An 18869-nucleotide genomic window follows, 5' to 3' on the forward strand; every position below is an offset into this window, starting at 1 on the left:
CACTATAAAAACATTAAGCTGTTTAGAATATAAATTATAAATATCTTTATAAGCAAATACGGGGTAAACTCGCAATAAATAAATTAAGTACTATGAAAAAAATGATCTTTCCGTTGCTAATTTTGTTCAGTTTTTCGATGAAAGGACAAATGAAAGCAGATGATGTGAAAACATTTACACTAACTAATGGAATGAAAATTCTAGTAGTTGAAGACTTCTCTATACCTAATGCTAACATGTATTTGTTTTACAAAGTTGGTAGTAGAAACGAGCATCAAGGAATCACTGGGCTTTCTCATTTCTTTGAACACATGATGTTTAACGGTGCTAAAAAATACGGACCAAAACTTTTTGACCGCACAATGGAATTCAACGGTGGCTCAAATAATGCTTATACTACTGAAAACGTTACTGTTTACACTGATTGGTTTCCTGCATCAGCTACTGAAACTATTTTTGATTTAGAAAGTGATCGTATTGCCAATCTTAGTATTGACCCTAAAGTTGTTGAAAGCGAAAGAGGTGTTGTGTTAAGCGAAAGAAGTACTGGTCTTGAAAACTCCCCATGGAGACTTTTGTCACAATCAATGCAAGCCACTGCTTTTCAAGAGCATCCTTACCACTGGCCAGTTATTGGTTATGAGGACGATATGAAAAACTGGACCCAACAAGATTTAGAACTATATTTTAAGACTTATTACGCACCTAATAACTGTGTAGTGGTAATTTCGGGAGCCGTTAAATTTGAGGAAATTAAAAAATTAGCAAAACAGTATTTTGAACCTATTCCCGCGCAACCCACTCCGCCAGTAGTTCATATCGTAGAGCCAAAACAAACAGGAGAACGTAGAATAACGGTTCAAAAAGATGTGGCTACACCTTACTTAATGATTGGTTACCATACACCCGAATCCAAAAACGAAGATTATTACGCTTTAAACATTCTTAGTGCGGTACTTTCTAACGGGAATTCTTCCCGTTTATACGCTTCATTGGTTGACAAACAACAATTAGCAACACAAGTTTTTACAGAATATGGTGATAGTTTTGACCCAACACTATTCTCTATTTATGCTGTAGCCAATAAAGATATTAATGAAAGTGATTTAGAAAATGCTATCTACGCTGAGATTGAAAAAATCCAGAAAGACGGAATTACCGAAAATGAATTGCAAAAAATCAAAAACCAGAAATTAATGGAATTTTACGGTCAAGTAGAAACTATTAATGGTAAATCTAGAAATATTGGTACTTACGAAGTATTTTTTGGCGATTACAAAAAAATGTTCAATGCGCCCGCTGATTTCAATAAAATCACTGTCGCAGATGTTCAAAAGGTAGCTCAAAAATATTTTGCAAAAAGCAATAGAACAGTAGGTGTATTAAAAACAAATGTAGAGAACTAATTTTATGAAAAATATAAATCAAAAGCTAATTAGCATCTGTCTGCTACTTTTAGTACTTGCAAATGCATCAGCACAAGGATATAAATTACCCGCATACACTACTTTTAAACTTTCTAACGGTCTTACTGTGAATTTAATGGAACAGCATGACGTTCCTTTAATAAGTGTTTCTACTGTGGTGCCAGCAGGTGCAATTTATGATGGAGAGCAAGCAGGTTTAGCGTCATTGACTGCTACGGCATTAAAACACGGAACAAAAAATTATACTAAAGCACAAATAGATCAAGAACTTGATTTTATAGGTGCGAGTATCGATGCATCGGCTACTAAAGAGTATGCACGACTTTCGGCTAATTTTGCTACGAAGGATCAAAAAAAAGTATTAAATATTGTTAAAGAAATTTTATTAGATCCAGCATTCGATGAAAAAGAATTTGATAAAGAAAAAAGCCGTTTATTAGTTGGTCTTGAACAACAAAAAGAAAGTCCTAGAGCAGTAATTGGTTTTTATTTTGATAAATTCTTATACGGAAACCACGTGTACGGTAACATCATCAACGGAATGAAAGCAACAGTGGAAGGATTGACGGCTAGCGATGTTAAAAAATTCTACCAAGCAAATTACACCCCAAACAATGCTGCAATTACATTAGTGGGCGATTTTTCTACAAAAGAAATGAAAGCCAGTATTACTAAACTTTTCTCAGAGTGGAAAAAAGGAAAAGAGGTAAAAGAAGACCTTTCAACATTAGCGTATAAAAAACCTACTGAAAGCCGTGTTTTATTAATTAATAAAGAAGATGCTAACGAAACAACATTTTTAATAGGTGCTCCTGGAATAAGTAGAAACAATCCTGATTATGTAGCAATAGATGTTGTTAACACGCTTTTTGGTGGTCGCTTTACATCGATGCTTAATGATGAGTTAAGAGTAAATACAGGATTAACTTATGGTGCTAGTAGCCGTTTTAATACTTTGAAAAATGATGGTACTTTTGTTATTAGCACCTTTACAAATATCAAAACTACAGAAGCTGCATTAGACAAAGCGGTTGAAGTCCTTAATAAGTTACATCAAAACGGAATCGATGAAAACGCATTAACATCTGCTAAAAACTATGTTAAAGGACAGTTTCCGCCAGATTATGAGACTTCTGGACAGTTAGCTAGTTTATTATCACAAATGTTCTGGTATAAGTTTGACCGCAGCTTCATTGATAATTTTGAAAAAAATGTAGATAGCCTTGATTTGGCTAGAGCCAATGAAATAATTGCTACCTATTTCCCAAAAGACAAATTGCAATTTATCCTTGTTGGGAAAGCATCTGAAATCAAAAAAATAGCGGAGAAATTTGGTCCTGTTACAGATATAAACATCAACGAAAACCCTGAATTTTAGTGAGCTGATTTTTAAAAAAAAAGTTATAAAAAAAGGATCTGACGAAAATCAGATCCTTTTTTTATTTAATCAACCGCTACTTTATAAGTAGGATCTTCTATTATATTAATGTCGATAACATCATCAGCATTTTTCAATAATTGACGACAATCTGTACTTAGATGTCTTAAATGTACTTTCTTACCTTCTTTAGCATAGCGCTCTGTAATTTTGTTTAAGGCATCAATAGCACTCATATCAGCAATTTTACTTTCTTTAAAGTCAATTACTACTTCATTTGGGTCATTGAAAACATCAAACTTTTCAGCAAAAGCAGTTGTTGATGCAAAAAATAACGGGCCGTATATTTCATAATGTTTTACACCATTGTCATCTACATATTTTTTAGCTCGGATACGCTTAGCGCTTTCCCAAGCAAAAACTAAAGCCGAGATAATCACTCCAATCAGAACAGCAAGCGCTAAATTGTGCAATAAAATAGTAATTACAGCAACTAGGATTCCAACAAAAATATCATGTTTTGGCATTTTATTAATGATACGAATACTGATCCACTCAAAAGTTCCAATGGCAACCATCACCATCACCCCTACTAAAGCAGCCATAGGCAATTGTTCAATTATAGGTGCCCCAAATAAAATGATTACTAATATTGTTAACGCAGCAATTATTCCAGATAATCTCGCTCTAGAACCTGCAGAAAGATTTACCAAAGTTTGTGCAATCATAGGACAACCACCCATCCCGTAGAAAAAGCCATTTAGTACATTTGCACTTCCTTGAGCAATACACTCCCTGTTACCACTTCCTTTTGTACCCGTCATTTCATCGACTAAATTCAATGTTAACAGCCCTTCAGTCAATCCTACTGAAGCCATAATTAATGAATAAGGAAATATTAATTTTAAGGTATCAAATGTCAATGCGATTTCAGGAATATGAAAAGGAGGAAAACCACCACCTACAGAAGCAATGTCAGCAACCGTTTTAGTATCAATTCCTAGTCCTAAGACCAAACCAAAAACAACAATTATTGCAACAAGTGAAGCAGGAACAGCTTTTGTTATTTTTGGAAAAAACAATACAATCCCCACAGTCAACAATACTAGTCCTAGCATTATATATAAGGGACTACCGGTTAACCAAACACTTTCGCCGTTTACAATAGTCTTGAATTGTTCTAGCTGCGACATAAAAATAATAATCGCTAAACCATTAACAAAACCAAACATAACTGGTTGTGGAACCAGTCGTATAAACTTACCCAGTTTAAATACTCCTACAAGAATTTGCAAAATTCCAGCTAAGGCAACCGCTGCAAATACATACTCTAAACCACCAGGGTTCGAATTCATTAAAGCAATTAAAACTATTACTGTAGCTCCAGCACCTCCCGAAACCATTCCTGGTCTCCCTCCAAAGATTGCTGTTACTAAACCCATTATAAAAGCAGCGTATAAACCTACTAAAGGCGGAAAACCTGCTAGAATAGCAAATGATAATGATTCTGGAATCATTGTCATAGCTACGGTTAAACCTGCTAAAATCTCTGTTTTATAATTCACCTTTTGAGTGAAGTCAAATAAATTGAAATACTGTTTCATTCTTTTTCTAAATAATTATAAAATATTATTTTTCCGGATTTTACTTTCCGAAATTGATGCGTAACCAATAAAAATTGGAGGAATTAAGCTGATTAATAAGTCTGAATTAAGACTTAATTTCTTGATAAGAATAAAACTATTCTTAAGAATCAGAATTTGCAAATGTAAATCTTTTTAAAGGATGTTCAAATAGAAAACCAAAATCATTAATTAATCTTAACTTCAAGAATCTCTTTTTAAAGGTAAAAACAAAAAAGCTGTATAAAAATTTCTCGATTAAGAAACCTTTATACAGCTTTGTTATTTGAAACCCATCATAAATGATGATTGACTATTTATCTATTTTTAAATATATTCAGTTCTATTTTTAAGTTCATTAATCGCTTTAAGACAAAGTTCATTTAATTTCACAACTGCTTCGTATCGCAAACTACCACTAGGGTTCGTTTGTAATTCATTTTCAATTATATTTATAGTATCCAAGACTTTTTGAATTCCGAAAATACTTACCGATGATTTAAACTTGTGGACTGCCTTTTTTAAATTATGATTATTTTCATTATTTGCAGCTTCTGTTATTTCGACTAAAGTACCTGGTGCGTCTTCTAAAAACAACTCAATAACTTCTTTTATAAAATAGGCGTCATTCTCCGAAAAATCAATTAAATAATCAAAATTCACTAAACATTCAGAGGTAATTGGTGGTTTTGTAGCTGACTTTACAATAGAAACCTCAGCATCTAAATTTATGTTGCGGTACAATTTTTCTAATAAAATATTAAAATCAAATGGTTTAGACAAGTAATCATTCATTCCATTTGCAATACACCTTTTTTCTTCATCAACCGTTGCGTGAGCTGTCATTGCAATAATTGCAACTTGCGACTTAGGAGCAGCCATTGCTTCTCTTATATATTTAGTCACCTCATTACCGTCCATTTCAGGCATTTGAATGTCCATTAATATAATATCGTAGGTATTGGAATTAATTTTTTCAATGGCAATTGCACCATTTTCTGCTATATCAATTTCTTTATTCCATTTTTTAAATAATTTAACGGTCAATAGCTGATTTAACTCATTGTCTTCTACTAATAATATTTTTATGTCCTTTAAAAAAACAGGATCTAATGTTGTCTTTTTCTCATCAAGCGAAACAGTAAAGTCTTTTTGTGCTTTTTTATATTTAATCATAAAAGAGAAAGTACTTCCTACTGCCACTTCACTCTCTAAAGAAATTATTCCGCCTTGAAGTTCAACCAATTTTTTAGTAATAGTAAGTCCTAAACCTGAACCACCATATTTCCTTGTAGTTTCATTAGAAGCTTGGTTAAAACTATCAAAAATAGAATAAATCATATCCTCAGCGATACCAATACCGGTATCAATTATTGAAAACCGAATACAAGTTTCAATATCACACTCGTCCTCTTCGGTTACGCGCAATAATACACTTCCTGAATTAGTAAATTTTAAAGCATTACCTGCTAAATTAATTAAAATTTGAGTAAGTCGTGTAGGGTCACCAACCAATAAATCACTTATTGTTGGACTAATATCAGCAGTGAAAGTTACTTTTTTATCGCGCGCTGCTGGGGTAAATAATTCTGTGATTGCATTAACGGTTTTTCTAACAGAAAACGGAATAGCTTCAAAAACTATTTTGTCAGCTTCAATTTTGGATAAATCCAAAATATCGTTAATAATAGTCATTAAATTCTCCCCTGCCGTACGAATTGCTTTGACACTTTGGCTTTGATTTTCGTCTAGATTAGTTTCTTCCAGAATTTTTGCAAAACCAATAACCCCATTCATAGGCGTTCTAATTTCATGACTCATATTCGTCAGAAAGCGCTCCTTTAATTTAACAGATTGCTCTGCTAAATTTTTAGCTTCGATTAATTCTTTCTCAATCTCTTTTTGAATACTTACATCTTGAATCGTTCCTAAAATGCGATAGGGTTTATCATTATCATCAGTCAAACATTTTATATATTCATTGATGTATTTAACGGTTCCTTTTCTATCTAAAATGGTATGACTAAACAACGTTTGTTCATAATTAATTTGAACATCTCTTAGTTTCTTTTCAAATAGAATGATATCCTCTGTACTTGTAAAAAAGGATTTCAATAGTGCAATTGAAGGCTCCTCATGTACATCTAATTCTAGAATGTTATACAACTCTTCGGAGAAATAAATAGCGCCATCATTTAAGTTAATTTCCCAGCTACCAATTTTTGCAAGCTTTTGCGCTTCAGAAAGTCGGTTAGAATTTATTTTTAATTCTAATTCGGCGTTTTTCCTTAATTTTTGGTTTTCGTGCAATTTTAATGCCGTTCGAACACTATGGGAAATACCGTCAGAAGTCAATAAAGTTTTTGGCATATAATCAGATGCACCTGCTAATATTGCTTGACTCGCAATTTTTTCATCTCCTTGCGAGGTAATAAAAATAACAGGAGTTTCAATATCTAGACTACGTAGCTTTTTTAAAATGGAAATCCCATCTGAATCAGGCATCATATAATCTAAGAAAATTAAATCATAATGACTATTTTCTAATTTTTGAAAACCTTCTTTAGCAGAATGCGCACTATCAATTTCGGCATCAATATCTGATCTAGTTATTGATCTAACAATTGCAATAGCATCAACTTTGTCATCATCAATAATTAATATTTTTAAGGAGTGGGTCATTTTAATTTTGTTGCTCGTGAAAATTCTAGTATATCCAAATAATCATATAGAATTACAAAAAAATCATTCATTTTTTCTTCATTCAAAGGTTTGTGGATATAGGCAGCTACGTTCAAATTTAATGCCACACTTCTAAAACTTTCATTACCTGATTTTTTTAAAATAAAAATTAACGTAGATTTTAGTACTACATCTTCTCTTATTTTTTTAATTAAATTTATTTCGTCTTCATAATCATCATCACAATCAATTATTAAAATCTTAGGTAATGTAGATTTTTCTCCTAATTCTCGCAACATTGTCCAAGCTTCAATACTATCCTTAGCTACGTCAACAACAGTGTATTGATTTTTATCCAAGAAAAAATCTTGAAACGTTTTAGCATCACCAGTGTTATTTTCGACTAATAATATATTAAATTCTTTCATCTTTATAAGGTATAATACTGGCTACATTTCACATAGCTGCCAGAAATTTTTAAGTGTCGCTACTGAGGTAATGAACTTTTCAAACGATAGTGGTTTTAAAATGTAACCTGCAATATTAAGATTATAGGCATTAATTTTATCACTATCCTCATTAGAAGTTGTCATCACAAATACCGATATGTTCTTGAGTCTTTCGTCAGCACGCAATACTTTTAGAAATTCAATTCCGTTCATTTTAGGCATATTAATATCTAAAATAATTATTTTGGGTAAAGGAATTATTTTGCTTTCTAGCATTTCGAGTGCTTCTACACCGTTTCCTGCAATAAATAGTGGATTTTGAATGTTGTTTTTAGAGAAAGCTCTTTTAACGTTCATTACATCGACTTCGTCATCTTCTACTAATAGAATGTTTACTAATTTTGCACTCATATTTTATATTATTAAATTTAATTGATTGTTTTTTGGCCAACTTATTTTAAATATAGATCCTATAGGACTAGCAGCCTCATAAGTGATTTTTCCTGCCATGGTTTCCATAATTTTTTTACTAATGGCTAAACCTGCGCCGGTGGTGTCTAAATCATCTTTAGAACTAACAGTATAAAAAATATTGAAAATTTTATCCCTAACTTCCTCAACAATTCCGGGTCCGTCATCTTGAACCGAAATTTCATACATTCTATCGGTTTCATTTACTGTAACAAAAATATTCTTTTTTTCCTTATCATGAAACTGAATTGCATTATCAAGAAGTTCAAAAAATACCTTTTGCATCTTCTTAGCTAATATAGCAACATTTAATTCTTTTACATTATAATCTAACTTAATTTTGACACTTGTATTCACCTCAGCCATCACGATACATTCCTTTATCATTTCTAAAAGCGTAGCAGCATCTCCTTTAGTCTCTAATTTATTAACTCGGGATAACTCCAGTAAGGCATTCATCATTTTTTCTAAACGTCCTACTCTATTTTTTAACAGACCAAAATTATCTAGAATGTCTTTGTTTACATTATCGCCCAGATCTTCTTCTATCCAATTCGTTATATTACTTATGGCTCTCATTGGACTTTTTAAATCATGAGAAACTATATATATAAACTCATCATATTCTTTTTTTAAGGCAACAAAATCCTCAAAATATTTATCTTCTGACATTACTCTTATTTGTTTATTTTGGGTAAAGTAAAAACAAAACTGGCTCCTTTATCCTCTTCTGATTCAATATAAATTTGACCTCCTTTTTCTTCAATTATTTTTTGAACAATTGACAATCCTATTCCTGTGCTTTCCTTTTTATCTCGGGCTTCAATAGTTTGAAAAACACCAAATACTTTTTTATGATATTCCTTGCTTATTCCTGGTCCGTTATCAGTTATTTTAAATTGATGAAAACCAGGTAAAGATTCATAAGTACAACTAATTGTACCAATAGGTTTATCATTATATTTCACTGCATTACTAATTATATTACTAAAGACTTGATACAATAATATTTTTGCACTAAAAACTTCGGGCATATCACTTACAGTAACTTCAAAACCTTTAGTAGGCACGATTGTTTCTACAATTTGACTAATCATGAGGTTTAAGTCTATTGTTTCTTTTTCGATTTTTGTTCTTCCTATTCGAGAATAATCTAGAACGCCATTAATTAAGTTTTCCATTCTTAAAATCCTACCTCGCAATAAATTTAGATTGTTACTAACATCTTGAGGCATCTCAGGCATATCTTCAACAATCCATTCAGCTAAATTATTTATAGCACGTAAGGGCGCTTTTAAATCATGTGAAACTACATAAGCAAACTGGTCTAATTCCTTGTTCGTTTTTTGTAAACCTAATAAGGCACTTTGCAAATTTTCTTCAGCTATCTTTTCCTGAGTTATATCAGCACTAATTGCAATATACTGATAAGGCTTACCGTTTTTATCTAAAAATGGAACAATGGTTGTGTGTACCCAGTAATAAGATCCGTCTTTTGCAATTTGTTTTAATTCCCCTTTCCAAATATTACCATTAGCAATAGATAACCAGATTTTTTTTACTAATATGTTAGTGTAATTTCCCGAAGCATCAATATAATGATGTTGCCCTAGAAGTTCCTCTTTTGAAAACTGCGAAATGGAACAAAACTTATCATTAACATAAGTTAATATTCCGTTTTGATCAGTAATGGTAACAATTGCTGACTCGTCAAGTGCTGCTCTTACATCATTTATTTCCTTAGCTTTATCTTTTATTTTGTTTTCAGCAAGTTTAATTTCAGTAACATCTTGAACATTACCTTGCATCCCTACCGTTTTTCCGTTTGCATCTAGAAGCGGACTTGCTATTTCAAGAATATGCTTAATTCTTCCATCTGGAAAAACAATACGGTAATTTACACTAAAATCTGTTCCGTTTTTAACGATTTTTTTTTCTAATATATCTAATTTTATAAGGTCCTCTGGATGAATTCTACTTCTATAAGCTTCATTTAATTTATCTCCTGAAGTTTCTTCAAATTCAAATACCTCATAATGCCCTTTTGACCAAATAAGGTTATTTGTTTTAGTATCAAATTTCCAACTTCCTATTTTTGCAATTCGTTGGGAATCATCCAGTAAAATTTTACTATTAATAAGGTCTTGCTCTGCCTCTTTCTCTTTAGTAACATCTTTGGCAATTCCTAAATAACCTGTGATTTCTCCTAGATCATTTTTTATAGCAGTGACTGACAAAACAATTGGAAAAACAGTACCGTCTTTTTTAACATAACTCCATTCATGAGAATCTGCTAAATCAAATTTTTGTACTTTAATGACAAACACATCAAATCCAGCAGTCACATTTTCAGATAATTCTGCTGATAATGCTGCAGCTCTTTTTTCTACCTCATCTTGAAGATGGAAAATAGAACTATTTTTTTTATCTATTACTTCCTCAGCACTATATCCTAATAATTTCTCTGCTCCTTTATTAAACTGCTTGATATTACCCTCTTTGTCCGTAGCGATAATTGAAAATTCAGCCGAGTTTAATATTGCTGTTAAATCTGTCGTAGTTTGTTTAAGTACTTGTTTCTGTTGGTTTTCAATAGTCATATCGCGAGCAATACAATATAAATTACCCGTTTCAGGATCTGGAGAACTATTCCAACTCAAGGTTACATAACTACCATCTTTACAACGTGACCTGTTTTCAAAACTAATGGTTGTAAAACCTTGACTCAATTTAGCGACCTCTTTATATGTTTTATCAAGATCTTCAGGATGTACAAATTTTATAAACGGCTGCCCTTCTAGTTCCTCTTTTGAATATCCTAAAACAGTCGTAAAAGCAGGATTTACTTTATAATAATTACCATCAACATTAGCAATACATACGAGGTCTTTAGAAAGCGAGATGAAATTTTGAAATTCTTTTTGAGTTTCAATTAATTTTGTATTATTCTTCCTTAGTTTTAACAAACTAACTACCTGATGGCTTAATAATTGTAAAGCCTCTTTTTGTTGCTCACTAAGCGTTCTAGGAACGGTATCAATAACACATAAAGTGCCTAAATTGAACCCTTCTTCATCTTTTATAGGTGCGCCGGCATAAAAGCGAATGTTTGGATCACCCGTAACTAATGGATTTTTAGAAAAATTGTTATCCTCTAAGGCATTACTCACTTCATAAATACCATCACCCATGATTGCGTATTGACAAAACGATATTTCTCTTGCTGTTTCTTTAACATCTATTCCCACTGAAGATTTAAACCACTGGCGTTCTTCATCTAATAAACTTACTAAAGAAATAGGTGTTTCACAGATAAACGAAGCTAGTTTGGTAATGGAATCATACTCATCTTCTGGCAAAGAATCCATGATTGAATATCTTTTTAATGCTTTAATTCGCTCCAGTTCATTAGTAGGTATTGGGATGTTTTTCATTGTAGTTTTAAATTTATTTTACTAAAAAAGTAGGTATTCTTCAGCTTTAGACAGTAATTAAATTTGAATACTAATAAGCAAATTATCGTAAGTCTTATTACAAAAATAAATCAATTTTATGTCTTTTTACCATATATCTTAACAACAATACAATATAATAAACAAATAAAACCGTTCTAGGTTTCCTTATCGAAAAAAAAACTGACAAAAGCACTAATCAAACGCTCTGTTTAGAATTCAAGTAAAATTAATTCACAATTAAATCGCTTAGTAAACACGGGGATTATTCGCTATTTCAGATACCTTACTTACTACAATCAACTTTGCATTTTTTAGAAAATAAAATAAAAAAAGAACATTCCCGTTTAAGAATTATTACCAAATATACATTTTTAACAATTTATTAATATCAATAACCGCTTTTCAATAGAGATAGTTCTAATTTTACCTTTTTTAAAAACAAATAACCATGAAACATTTTTACTTAAAAAAACAGCATTTTTTTGTTGCTGTATTGTCTTTTTTAAGTCTTTTCTCTTTTGGTCAAGTCCCGACCTATTATAACGGAACCAACCTTAACCAATCAGGAACTGAACTAAAATCGAGTCTTGCCACCTTAATTAGTAGTAACACCACTATCTTATCCTATACTCCTGGAGTTTGGGATGCTTTAAAGCAAACAGATATTGATCCTACTGACCCTAGCAAAGTATTACTAATCTATGGCTACAACGATTCTGATTCTGATAGCACAAATGATAGAACGCGCTCAAAAGATGCTAATGGCGGAAATGCTGGTCAATGGAATCGCGAACACGTTTATGCTAAATCTTTAGGAGTGCCTAATCTAGGAACTTCAGGACCTGGAAGCGATGCGCATCATTTAAGAGCTTCTGATATTGCTTTTAACGCCACAAGAAGTAATTATCCTTATGGAGCTGGATCAGGAAATGCAGCACTTATAAATAATGCTTATTTCTATCCTGGTGATGAGTGGAAAGGTGATGTTGCTCGAATGTTAATGTACATGTATTTACGCTATGGCGAACAATGTCTTCCTGCTAATGTAACGGTGGGCGCGCGTACTTTTAATAATGATATTACCGATATTTTACTACTGTGGAATATTGAAGATCCTGTATCTCAATTTGAATTAAATCGAAATACAATTTTAGAGGGCGTGCAAGGTAATCGAAATCCTTTTATTGATAATCCAGCATTTGCAACAACAATTTGGGGTGGTCCTCAAGCCGAAAATCGTTTTACCGGAAATACCACTGCAGATACTCAGGCTCCTACAACGCCTAGTAATCTAGTTGTAAATAGCGTTACGCAAGAATCTGCAATACTAAATTGGACTGCAAGTACAGATGATGTTGCCGTTTTAGGATACCGTATTTTTAACGGAACTAACTTCTTAGCTTCATCGCAAAATAATAGCTATAACTTAACGAGCTTAACTGCTAATACTAGCTACACACTTACTATTAAAGCTTTTGACGCTGCAGGGAACAATTCTCTAGCTAGCAATACTGTTACATTTACAACTGCTGCCGCTACAACAACACCTAATCCTGTTGCTACGGTATTTATTAACGAAATTCATTATGATAATGCTGGAACTGACCTAGGAGAAGGTGTCGAAATCGCTGGTACTGCAGGTACTGATTTAAGCAATTGGTCTATTATTCCATACAACGGTAATGGTGGCGCTAGTTATTCTCCCGTGGGAGTGCTTTCTGGTACAATTCCTAATCAATCAAATGGTTATGGAACTGTTTTTGTCGCTATTAATGGACTTCAAAACGGTGCTCCTGATGGTTTAGCATTAGTTAATAATCTAGGAGAGGCAATTCAGTTTTTAAGCTATGAAGGTAGTTTTATAGCAACAAATGGTCCTGCAAACGGAATGACAAGCACAGACATAGGCGTTTCACAAACAGGAACCGAAGCTGCTGGATTATCATTACAATTAACTGGATCAGGGACTAATTATACTGACTTTACTTGGTTAACAGCTACAGCAAGCACTTATGGAGCAATTAATAATGGACAATCTTTTGCTAATAGCCCTGTTGCTCTTACTGCTCCTACAAACTTACTAGCGAGTAACACAACAAGCACAACCACTAATTTAGTTTGGGATGCTTCCAATGGTGTTTCGTATAGCATCTATAATGGTACTACTGAAATAGCAACTACAACAGCAACCAACTTTTTAATTACTGGTTTAACAGCAAATACATCTTATAATTTTACAGTTAAAGCTGTAGATGTTGATGACAACACATCTGAACCGAGTAACGTTATTGTTGTGACAACTTTAAATAACAACACAACGCCTACTCCTGCTGGAGCTGTTTTTATAAACGAAATTCACTATGATAATGCCGGAACTGATATTGATGAAGGTGTTGAAATCGCGGGACTTGCTGGAACTGATATTACTGGATGGAGAATTATTCCTTACAACGGTAACGGAGGTGCCAGCTATACACCAATAGGAAATTTATCTGGTATTATCCCAAACCAATCAAATGGTTATGGAACAATTTCTATAAGTATTTCTGGTTTACAAAATGGTGCTCCTGATGGATTAGCCTTAGTAGATGCTAATGATAATGTGATTCAGTTTTTAAGTTACGAAGGCAGCTTTACCGCCACAAATGGTCCTGCAAACGGAATGACGAGTACGGATATTGGGGCAGCTGAATCGAGCACTGCGAACGTAGGAACCTCACTACAGTTAGTTGGAAAAGGAACTAAATATACTGATTTCACTTGGGAAGCTGCTATCAGTACTTCTGGAAAAGTGAATGCGGGACAAAAATTTGGTGATTTGGTTTTCATTAACGAAATCCATTATGACAATGTAGGAACTGACATTGATGAAGCAGTAGAAATTGCTGGTTATGCAGGAACCGATTTAACCAATTGGACAATCGTTCCTTACAACGGAAATGGTGGTACTAGTTACACACCTACAGGAACTTTATCCGGAATTATTCCTGATCAAATGAACGGTTACGGAACTGTTTATGTAAGTATTCCTGGTTTACAAAATGGCGCTCCTGATGGTTTAGCATTGGTTAACCCTCAAGGAAATGTGATTCAGTTTTTAAGTTATGAAGGCAGTTTTACCGCTACAGATGGTCCCGCAAATGGAATGACTAGTACTGACATTGGAATAGTTGAAGAAAGTAGCGCTGCAGTAGGAACATCTCTTCAATTAACGGGTGCTGGATTTAATTATACTGATTTCACTTGGCAAGCAGCAATTGCTACTGCTGGAAAAATAAATACAGGACAGTTTTTTGGAGACGCTAGTGACATTGTTACTGTAATTCCAATTGCCGATGCTCGAGCAAAAGCCGATGGCGAAATTGTTACCGTGACTGGTATTTTAACAGTTTCAGATCAATTAGCTGGTTCGGCTTATATTCAAGATACTAGTGGTGCAATTGCTATTTATGATAAAACAGTTTACGGTGCTGGATTGTTTAAAATAGGAGATTCTATTACAGTAACTGGGGCAAGAAGTTCTTATTATGATCAAGTGCAAATAGGTCCTGTTAGCGCTGTGACTTACAACGGAAATGCAAATCAAGTGATCCAACCGCTTACGATTACTTTAGGCGAAATGGCAAATCATCCAGCGGAATTAGTCCGTATAGAAAATACTACTTTTCCTAAACCTGGAGCAATTATGTTTGGGAATTCAAATACTACTATTACTGACGCGAGCGGAACTGCACAATTAAGACTTGATGCTGATGTAACTGAGCTTACAGGTTTTGCACAACCAGAGACTTGCGCTGAAATCATAGGTGTTGTCGCTAATTATTTCACCACGCAACAATTATTACCTAGATTGAGAACTGATTTACCTTGTGCCGAAAAATTCCAACAATCAGGAAGTGATTTGACTATTTCTAAAGATAAAACTCTAGATATCGCAACCTGGAATGTAGCGTGGTTTGGTGATGAAACAAATTCGCCTGCAGCTGGAAAATCCGACTCAGATAATATCCAAAAAGAAGCGGTTAAAGCTGTACTTCAAAATCTAGATGCAGATATTTATGCAGTTGAAGAAGTTTCTGATGACGTTTTATTAGGTCAAATGGTTAGTGAAATGAACGATTATAGTTTTGTTTTATCTAACGCTACTTCATATCCTAATGATACTACAGGTCCCACTCAAAAAGTAGGATTCATCTATAAAAACAAAACTGTAAAAGCAGTGAGTACAAAAGTGTTGTTAAAAACCATTCACCCCTATTATAATGGAGGAGATGCCTCGGCTTTAGCCAATTATCCCGAAGCTGATAAAACACGCTTTTTTGCCAGCGGAAGACTGCCTTTCATGTTAACTGCAAATGTTACCATTGACGGTACCGAAAAACAAATTAATATTATCGATCTTCATGCAAGAGCAAATACAAGTGGTGATGCTCAAGGCAAATACGACATGCGTAAGTTTGATGTGGAAGTTTTAAAAGACAGCTTGGATACACAATATCCTAATGCAAATTTAATTTTGCTTGGCGATTATAATGACGATGTTGATTTTACCGTTTCAGATATTACTACTACAACTGCATCATCCTATGCAGCTTACGTTAAGGACACTGCAAACTATTTTGTCCCAACAAAAACATTAAGTGATGCTGGGTTTAGATCTTATGTAACTTATGAAAACATGATTGATCACATTACACTTTCTAATGAATTAGCTAATTTATACCTTCCTGAATCAGCAAGAGTGCATTATGAGTTTTACACGAGCGATTATACTAAAACAGCTTCTGATCACTTTCCTGTTTCTGTTAGAATCCAAATGAAACCAATGACAGTTGCTAGCTCTAGTAGTACAAATATAACTTGTAATGGAGAAGAAAACGGAACCGCAACCGTTGTGGTAACAGGAGGAATTACACCTTACACTTATCTTTGGAACAACGGCGCAACTACAAATAGTGTTTCTAATCTTTCAGCAGGAAACTATACTGTTACTGTAAAAGATGCTCTTAATAAAGCAATAACTACTGCGTTCATAATTACTGAAGCCGATGCGATTGAAATACCAAATGCAGATGATGTAACCGTTTATTATGGTTACAAGGACAAATCTTGCACAACACTTCAAGCTGGTGAAATCATAGGAGGCGTACAACCTTTTACTTATGAATGGAGTACTGGAGCAAAAACTAATGCTATAAAAGTATGTCCAGAACAAACCACTACTTATACATTAACAGTAACTGATGCAAAGGGCTGTACTGCGGTTACAGAGCGAACTGTAACTGTAGAAAACGTACAATGCGGAAACAATTCTAGACACCCAAAAGTAGCAATTTGCCATAAAGGAAAAACAATTTGTGTTGATGAATATGCCGTAAAATGGCATTTAGCTCATGGAGATGTTCTAGGAAACTGCACTAATGATACAAACCCTACTTGTGCTGTAACTAACATAACCGTTTATCCTAATCCATTTGTGAGTAACGTAAATGTTAGTATAAATAGTTCGGCTTTCGCCAAAGTAGATTTCCTAGTGTACAATATTTATGGACAATTAGTAAGTAGGTCTTCTGAAGAAATTAGTGCAGGGAAATCTGTTTCTAATTTGGAATTATCACAATTGAGAAGAGGGTTTTATTTCTTAAAAACAATAATTAACGGAAGGGTTGTAAATATTAAATACTTGATAAAAAAATAATTCATCAAGTTTCATAATTTTACTTTTCTGTAAAATAATTAAAGCCATCAAATTCAGTTTTGATGGCTTTTTTTTATGACAAAAAAACAACATTCTAAATAGGAATAAGTCTAGCTCCTATTTTCCTGAAATGGTAATGCAAATGTGGTAATAATGCAATACCTAACATGATAAAAAATATCATAATGCTCACATAATAATAGTAATCTCTTGCAAATAGTATATTTGTGTGGTTCGCTACTGCTTTACCAAGCATTTTTTTAGCCATCACTTTTGCTTTAAGCGCTGAAGCTCCTTTTGCAAGAGCAATATTCTCATACAATTGTAAGCGTTTACTTGACTCTACATTTAATGTTGTAACAGTGTTTCCTAATTCATGATAATGTACGCTTGTTTGTCTTAAATTCATATATGATATTAGTGCTAAACTAACTGTAAAAGCAAAAAAACGAAATGAAACCCCACTTAAAGAAGCTGAAAAACTTTTAGATTCTGGAACTGAAGTTATCAAAAACAACACAATAGAAAGCATCAATATTCCGTTTCCCATTCCTTGAAAAAATAAGGGCAACAAAACACTTTGCTCATTGGCCTGCGAGCCAAAAACATAAAACATTTGGATATGATACACTAATAGAAAAGCAAAACCAGTAAGCCAGATTAAGCGCATGTTGCGCTTTGTTAAAATAAATCTTGCGGTTATACTTATTCCTATAATAATACCTAAGGCATTAAAAAACATAATATAAGCGTAATGATAAGAGTCTAAATTCATCTTTTCCAAAAAGAAATTATTAGCAACACTTAAATCTCCTTTGCAAATGTAATACAAAACCAATAAGAGCGCTCCTAGCCGAAAATTCCTAAACTTATAAATAGTTAAATCAATAAATGGTCGTTTACTTCTAAGCTGAATAGTGATAAAAATAGTTAGTAATAAAACAATAGTTGCGAAGCAAGTCCAAATACGTATACTATCAAACCAGTCGTAATATTGACCATACAAAATCACATAAGCAATTAAAATTAACACTGTAGTGTAAATCAAAAAACTCCTCCAATCTAAATTAAATAAAGGCAGTCTTTTAGTAAGCAAACGCATGTTTCTTTTTAGACAAAGAAAAAGCAATAAAACCCCAGGAATTTGAATGTAAATAATCGCTAAATACAGTACATTAAAATCAAAATTTTGAAATATATAAGCATTAAGCAAATAGGTAAAAGCATTTGCAATTAATAATGTTCCGTAAAAAACAGCATAGCCCAAAACTCGCGATCTTTCAGAGTGGTATTGTGCGAAAATTAAATTTAGAGAAACACTAATTAAAGCAACAGTAACGGCTCCTCCTAGATATCTAAAAAGCATAAAAACCATTACATTATCAGTAAAATACAGCGTTAGGTTTATTGCCGTAAACAACAAGACACTCATTAAAAAATACGACTTAGAAGCAAAATAGCTAAAAAAACGCCTTTCTAAAGGAAAAAAACTCGCAATCCCAATGTAATACAAAACAATTGAAAATTGAATATCAGTAGGATCCAAACCATAATAACTCGCAGCACTATTGATTCCGCCAATATATCCTGCCAGCATTGCAACTGCAGGCAAAATTGTCAAAAAAATAATAGCTTTGATGCTCCACCTAGGAACCCAACTTTTAAATATGCTTGAAACTTGATCCAT

General features: G+C 33.2%; 10 protein-coding genes. 3 read left to right on the plus strand and 7 right to left on the minus strand.

Annotated features, from left to right (window positions below; translation table 11 throughout):
- Window positions 1-92 precede the first annotated feature (92 nt).
- Window positions 93-1406 carry a M16 family metallopeptidase gene (locus HNP99_RS09900; RefSeq protein ID WP_173853217.1) on the plus strand — a complete coding sequence of 438 codons (1314 nt, stop codon included), beginning with the start codon at window positions 93-95 and terminating at the stop codon, window positions 1404-1406.
- Window positions 1407-1410: 4 nt separating this feature from the next.
- Window positions 1411-2805, plus strand: a complete 1395-nt coding sequence (locus HNP99_RS09905) for a M16 family metallopeptidase (RefSeq protein ID WP_173853218.1) — start codon at window positions 1411-1413, stop codon at window positions 2803-2805.
- 65 nt (window positions 2806-2870) lie between these two features.
- Here the strand turns inward: HNP99_RS09905 and HNP99_RS09910 are convergent, their stop codons facing one another.
- From HNP99_RS09910 to HNP99_RS09935, 6 genes are all read right to left on the minus strand, one after another.
- Entirely contained in the window at window positions 2871-4409 is a 1539-nt protein-coding gene (locus HNP99_RS09910; protein WP_173853219.1) for a SulP family inorganic anion transporter, read from the minus strand.
- Window positions 4410-4754: 345 nt separating this feature from the next.
- The gene (locus HNP99_RS09915; protein WP_173853220.1) at window positions 4755-7109 is read right to left on the minus strand and encodes a response regulator; all 2355 of its coding nucleotides are present in this window, start codon (window positions 7107-7109) and stop codon (window positions 4755-4757) included.
- Window positions 7106-7537, minus strand: coding sequence for a response regulator (locus tag HNP99_RS09920; protein WP_173853221.1), 432 nt, complete (start codon window positions 7535-7537; stop codon window positions 7106-7108). Before HNP99_RS09920 ends, HNP99_RS09915 begins: the two co-directional genes overlap by 4 nt.
- Window positions 7538-7558: 21 nt before the next feature.
- Window positions 7559-7969, minus strand: a complete 411-nt coding sequence (locus tag HNP99_RS09925) for a response regulator (protein ID WP_173853222.1) — start codon at window positions 7967-7969, stop codon at window positions 7559-7561.
- 3 nt (window positions 7970-7972) lie between these two features.
- On the minus strand, window positions 7973-8701 hold the full coding sequence (locus tag HNP99_RS09930; protein WP_173853223.1) for a sensor histidine kinase: 729 nt from the start codon (window positions 8699-8701) through the stop codon (window positions 7973-7975).
- A gap of 5 nt (window positions 8702-8706) precedes the next feature.
- Window positions 8707-11463, minus strand: a complete 2757-nt coding sequence (locus HNP99_RS09935) for a PAS domain S-box protein (RefSeq protein ID WP_173853224.1) — start codon at window positions 11461-11463, stop codon at window positions 8707-8709.
- Window positions 11464-11932: 469 nt separating this feature from the next.
- Between HNP99_RS09935 and HNP99_RS09940 the strand changes: the two genes are divergently transcribed.
- On the plus strand, window positions 11933-17182 hold the full coding sequence (locus HNP99_RS09940) for an endonuclease (protein WP_173853225.1): 5250 nt from the start codon (window positions 11933-11935) through the stop codon (window positions 17180-17182).
- A 94-nt stretch (window positions 17183-17276) separates the two neighbouring features.
- Here HNP99_RS09940 and HNP99_RS09945 read toward each other — a convergent pair whose 3' ends face one another.
- A complete protein-coding gene (locus HNP99_RS09945; RefSeq protein ID WP_173853226.1) occupies window positions 17277-18869 on the minus strand; it encodes an MFS transporter in 1593 nt (530 codons plus the stop codon).

The sequence above is a fragment of the Flavobacterium gelidicaeli genome (assembly GCF_013294005.1).
GTDB lineage: Bacteria > Bacteroidota > Bacteroidia > Flavobacteriales > Flavobacteriaceae > Flavobacterium.

Coding starts and splice junctions, on each gene's coding strand:
- HNP99_RS09900 (WP_173853217.1), top strand. CDS start 93: ATGAAAAAAATGATCTTTCCGTTGCTAATTTTGTTCAGTTTTTCGATG.
- HNP99_RS09905 (WP_173853218.1), top strand. CDS start 1,411: ATGAAAAATATAAATCAAAAGCTAATTAGCATCTGTCTGCTACTTTTA.
- HNP99_RS09910 (WP_173853219.1), bottom strand. CDS start 4,409: ATGAAACAGTATTTCAATTTATTTGACTTCACTCAAAAGGTGAATTAT.
- HNP99_RS09915 (WP_173853220.1), bottom strand. CDS start 7,109: ATGACCCACTCCTTAAAAATATTAATTATTGATGATGACAAAGTTGAT.
- HNP99_RS09920 (WP_173853221.1), bottom strand. CDS start 7,537: ATGAAAGAATTTAATATATTATTAGTCGAAAATAACACTGGTGATGCT.
- HNP99_RS09925 (WP_173853222.1), bottom strand. CDS start 7,969: ATGAGTGCAAAATTAGTAAACATTCTATTAGTAGAAGATGACGAAGTC.
- HNP99_RS09930 (WP_173853223.1), bottom strand. CDS start 8,701: ATGTCAGAAGATAAATATTTTGAGGATTTTGTTGCCTTAAAAAAAGAA.
- HNP99_RS09935 (WP_173853224.1), bottom strand. CDS start 11,463: ATGAAAAACATCCCAATACCTACTAATGAACTGGAGCGAATTAAAGCA.
- HNP99_RS09940 (WP_173853225.1), top strand. CDS start 11,933: ATGAAACATTTTTACTTAAAAAAACAGCATTTTTTTGTTGCTGTATTG.
- HNP99_RS09945 (WP_173853226.1), bottom strand. CDS start 18,869: ATGGATCAAGTTTCAAGCATATTTAAAAGTTGGGTTCCTAGGTGGAGC.